Consider the following 4,758-nt stretch of genomic DNA (forward strand, 5'->3'; position numbering starts at 1 on the left):
CTTTATTTTATCAGATTTTTGCCTATCTCTCTTTTCTTTTTTCTTAATTTTGTCCAATATCTATTGTAGCACTACAGCCTTTTTTATAACTTTTTTTCAAAAACACTTGAAATTTCATTGGAAGTATGTTATAATAGTAAGGTAACAAAAGTTAGATTGATATGATTCAGTTATTGTTCCTCATCAATCCGAGATATAGGTGTGCGGGTCCTGTGCAATGAAACGCTGTGAACCATGTCAGGCGGGGAACCGAGCAGCATTAAGCGGTTTGTTTCGTGTGTCACAGTTCCGCCCGCACGCCCATATGTCGGATTGATTTTTTTATTTTCTTGATTGGAGTGAGAGTTTTGTATCAGGCATTGTACAGAAAATGGCGTCCAATGTCATTTGACGATGTTGTTTCACAACCGCATATTACAACTACTCTCAAAAATCAGATAAAAAGCGGCAAGACCGCTCACGCCTATCTTTTCACAGGCTCGAGAGGTACGGGAAAGACCACCTGCGCAAGAATTTTTGCAAAGGCTATCAATTGCCTTGACCCACATGACGGTGAGCCATGCCTTGAATGTGAGATATGCAAAGACGCTGACAACGGCACTCTTTCCGATATTATCGAGATTGACGCTGCTTCAAATTCTAAAGTAGACGATATCAGAGAACTGCGTGAAGGCGTTGTCTATACTCCTGAAAGGTGTAAATATAAGGTATATATCATAGATGAGGTGCATATGCTTTCCGCGGGCGCATTCAATGCCCTGCTGAAAACTATGGAAGAACCTCCTCCGCATGTGAAGTTTATTCTTGCCACTACGGAGATACATAAAGTTCCTGCTACTATCGTGTCGAGATGCCAGCATTTCGACTTTCACAGGATAAGAAACGAGGACATCGTTTCAAGGCTTATGTATATTGCTTCACAGGAGGGCTTTACCCTCCACGAAGATGCTGCAGGCATGATAGCAAGGCTTTCTGACGGTGGTATGCGTGACGCACTTTCTCTCTTAGACCAGTGCGTTGCCTATGAAAATGACATCACCCTTGACGTTGTGTCCTCAGCTTCCGGCATTGCAGGACGTGATTATCTTTTTGATATTCTCGAAAAGATAGCCGAAAAGGACGCCGCAGGCGCACTCAGAGTCGTTGACAAGCTTTATGATATGTCAAAAGATCTGAAAGTCTTGGCAGGCGAACTGCTCGCTCAGATGAGAAATGTCATGATAATCAAAACTATCGACAACAACAAGGATCTTATAACTTGTCTGCCTGACGAGTATGAAAGACTTAAAGCCCTTGCAGAACGCATGAAGCTGGACGAGATACTCGGGGATATAAATACTTTGCAGGAGTGCAGCGAGCGTTTTGCAAAAAGCACATCAAAGCGTATCGAGCTTGAAATGTGTATCATAAAGCTGTGCGGAGCTGCTCAAAAAGCAGGTGCAACTGTGCAAGCTGTATCAGGCAATGCTGAGATCACAGTGCTTCTTAATAGAATAACTCAGCTTGAGAATGCACTAAAAAATGGTGCCGTTTTGCAGACTCAACCGCAGATCACCACACCAGCTCAGCAGGAACAAACTCCACCACCAAAGCCTTTTGACCCGGATTTCAAGAAAATGAAAGCAAGCGACTTCAAGCTTGTGCAGACTTGGGACAACATTGTTGAGCAGGTCAAGCAGACAAATCCTGCCATAGGCTGTTTCTTAGTCAATTCAAAGGCTTATATGTGTCAGAATGTGTTGCTTATGATAGTACACAATGACTTTTATCTCAAAAAGTTCAAAGCAAGTGGTGATGCTACGGTGCTTAATGAGATACTGAAAAATAATTTCGGACAAAACTTCACTATCAAAGTCAAATCAGCCAAAAATGTCGCACCTGAGGATACGGAAAATCCTATAAATCAGTTGCTTGACAAAGCGAAAAAACTTGATATTGAAGTTGATATAAAAAAATAATTTTGAATATAAGGAGTTTTTAAAATGAAAGCAAGACTTCCACAGGGAATGGGCAAGGGTCCTTCCAATAACATGAATCAGATGCTCAAGCAGGCTCAAAAAATGCAGGACGAGATCACAGCTCTTCAGGCAGACCTTGAGCAGAGAGAGTTCACAGGTACAGCAGGCGGCGGAGTTGTTGAGGTAACTATCAACGGCAAGAGAAACGTACTTAAGCTTGATATCAAGCCTGAGGTAGTTGATCCAGAGGACGTTGAAACACTTCAGGACCTCGTTATGGCAGCTTTCAATCAGGCTGTTGCTAACCTCGATGAAGTAAGCGACACTGAAATGCAGAAACTCACCGGCGGAGTATCATTCCCAGGTCTGTTTTAATGGCTGAGTCAAACGCACTGCCTTTGGTACTTCTGGCAGAGCAATTTGCAAAGCTCCCTGGTATAGGCATGAAGTCCGCACAGCGCCTTGCCTACTATGTTATGTCCATGACAGACGAGGACGCATCGGCTTTTGCAGCGGCTATCACTAATGCCCACAAAAGCGTTCATCTTTGCAGTGTTTGCCAGAACTTTACTGACAAGCCAAAGTGCCCTATCTGTGCCGACCCAAGACGTGACCACACAACGGTCTGCGTAGTAGAAGACCCAAAGGATATAGCAGCTTTCGAGCGTACTAAGGAGTACAAAGGCGTTTACCATGTTTTGCATGGACTTCTCTCCCCTATGGACGACATTTCCCCTGACAAGCTTAAAATAAAAGAACTGCTTGCGAGGATAGAGCCTGAGAATGTTAAAGAAGTCATTATGGCTACTAATCCTACAGTTAATGGCGAAGCTACGGCAATTTACATTTCAAGGCTTCTGAAACCCCTTGGTGTAAAGGTCACACGTTTGGCGTTCGGTCTACCCGTTGGCGGAGTGCTTGAATATGCTGATGAAGTGACGCTTTACAAGGCTTTGGAAAATCGAAACGAAATATAAGAAAAAACCTCCCCGAACTATTCGGAGAGGTTTTTTTTACGTCTAAGATTTTTGAAAAATTCCGTCAGTGTATCTGCACACCGCTCTTGCAGTATACCGCCTGTGCAAAGAGGTTTGTGATTATAGGGTAGCTCAAAAAGATTTACCACCGACCCGCAAGAACCAGCCTTTTTGTCATACGCACCAAAAACCACACGCTCAATTCGAGAATTTATTATCGCACCCGTACACATAGGACAAGGCTCGAGAGTAACAAAAAGCTCACAACCCATAAGCCGCCAGCCGCCAAGATTGCGACTTGCTTCCTCAATAGCCACAAACTCGGCATGAGTCAAAGGGGAATGCCCATACTCACGACGATTGAATCCCCTGCCGATTATTTCACCACTGGAACGCTTCACAACTATCGCACCCACAGGTACTTCCCCCTGCTCTGCGGCAATTTCCGCAAGCTCCAACGCTTTTTTCATGTAAAGCTCATCTCTCGTCATATTATCCTCGCACACACAAACATGGTCACAAGAATTGCAGCTATCCACACTGCGATCGAGTTAGTTGCAATGAAAGATTTAACTCGCTTTGACATTGTCATAAAAGAATTATCATTTTCAATGTTGAATGTCCAGTCACCAAAGCTTGTAAGCTTAGAGTACATCACAAGTGATACACCAACGATCACTGTACAGATTATGACTTCTGCTATTTTGGCATAAGGAAGATCATAGAGAACAATGTAACTTAATACAAAATTCGTGATGTGGGCGCAAATACTCATTGAAATTGCAGTAAAAACCGAGCCTGTTCGTATAGTAAAAAGTCCAAGAACCGCAGTACAGCATACAACAAAAGGCAGATATGTAATATCATAGTAGCATAAACCGTTCACAACAGCAGTGATCATAATAGCGAAGGTGTCGCCAAATTGACGAAAAGTCTGCAAAAAAATTCCTCGAAATACTATCTCTTGCATTATAGGAACAATGATCGCAAAGAAAGCAAAAGAAACAAGAGCAACAACAGGATCTTCAGAGAATACAAAAATAGAATATATCCCGTCTAAATGCACAGTTGAAAACAGCAGACTAAGGATATATTGTCCAACTCTGCCCACAACGATTATGACCATCATAATTACCACAGCAGTTCCACGCATTTTTTCGTAGCCCTTTGAATTTGCAAAAACGACTTTATTAGGGATCTTAGTAACGATCTTAAAAATAAGACCAGGCACAACAAACTTTGCAGCAAACAACAGACCTAAAATAAAAGTCATTCCAACACCATATCTGCCATATCCGCCATCTGTTTGAGAAAAATACACAAATGTACCAGTTGTATCCGGCGCGTATTTATTCACTATAAAATAGTTAAGAAAATCAATAGCAAGCATTACCACAAGACAAATGCCCAACAAACTACAGCATTTTAGCATAGAGATCCTCTCTGCTACCTCTGCCTTATGAGGCACAAAACCCTCGCCATCAATGTACGAGTGTTCTCTTGTATCATGTATAAACTGGAATCCAAAAGAATTCTGAGGATTTGAACGCCACTTTGCAAACGACTTCTTATAATCATCACTCTGATTTTGATAAGTGGTATCCTGGGCAACGTCAATCATATAATCTTTAGTATTTGTATCGTTCAAATTCTCACCTCCGATATACTAATTATAGCATATCACCGTACTTTTTTAAAGCATGCAAATATCATTTAACTTATTATTCATAATATTTTAAGACAAAAAAAGGGGCTGTAAAAAAACGCGCAATAAAAAAAGACTGCAACCACCCTTAAAAGGGTAGGAAAGCAGTCTTTTTTGT

Annotated in this window: 5 protein-coding genes and 1 other RNA gene; 4 read left to right on the top strand and 2 right to left on the bottom strand. The window is 41.8% G+C overall.

Features of this window, described 5'->3' with window-relative positions:
• The first annotated feature begins 201 nt into the window (after positions 1-201).
• From ffs to recR, 4 genes are all read left to right on the top strand, one after another.
• Positions 202-301, top strand: an RNA gene (ffs, locus tag AB5123_RS13780) — signal recognition particle sRNA small type.
• A gap of 37 nt (positions 302-338) precedes the next feature.
• On the top strand, positions 339-1,958 hold the full coding sequence (dnaX, locus tag AB5123_RS13785; RefSeq protein ID WP_256320776.1) for a DNA polymerase III subunit gamma/tau: 1,620 nt from the start codon (positions 339-341) through the stop codon (positions 1,956-1,958).
• A 24-nt stretch (positions 1,959-1,982) separates the two neighbouring features.
• Positions 1,983-2,333, top strand: a complete 351-nt coding sequence (locus AB5123_RS13790) for a YbaB/EbfC family nucleoid-associated protein (protein ID WP_022288657.1) — start codon at positions 1,983-1,985, stop codon at positions 2,331-2,333.
• Positions 2,333-2,935, top strand: a complete 603-nt coding sequence (recR, locus tag AB5123_RS13795) for a recombination mediator RecR (protein WP_022288658.1) — start codon at positions 2,333-2,335, stop codon at positions 2,933-2,935. Before AB5123_RS13790 ends, recR begins: the two co-directional genes overlap by 1 nt.
• A gap of 17 nt (positions 2,936-2,952) precedes the next feature.
• Here the strand turns inward: recR and tadA are convergent, their stop codons facing one another.
• Both tadA and AB5123_RS13805 read right to left on the bottom strand, forming a co-directional pair.
• Positions 2,953-3,426 carry a tRNA adenosine(34) deaminase TadA gene (gene tadA, locus AB5123_RS13800; protein WP_138339109.1) on the bottom strand — a complete coding sequence of 158 codons (474 nt, stop codon included), beginning with the start codon at positions 3,424-3,426 and terminating at the stop codon, positions 2,953-2,955.
• Positions 3,423-4,583, bottom strand: a complete 1,161-nt coding sequence (locus AB5123_RS13805) for a CPBP family intramembrane glutamic endopeptidase (protein WP_337811995.1) — start codon at positions 4,581-4,583, stop codon at positions 3,423-3,425. The genes tadA and AB5123_RS13805 overlap by 4 nt, the downstream gene beginning before the upstream one ends.
• Between the last annotated feature and the right edge of the window lie 175 nt (positions 4,584-4,758).

The sequence above is a fragment of the Ruminococcus sp. RTP21204st1_B2_RTP21204_210225 genome (assembly GCF_040914135.1).
Classification (GTDB): domain Bacteria; phylum Bacillota; class Clostridia; order Oscillospirales; family Ruminococcaceae; genus Hominimerdicola; species Hominimerdicola aceti.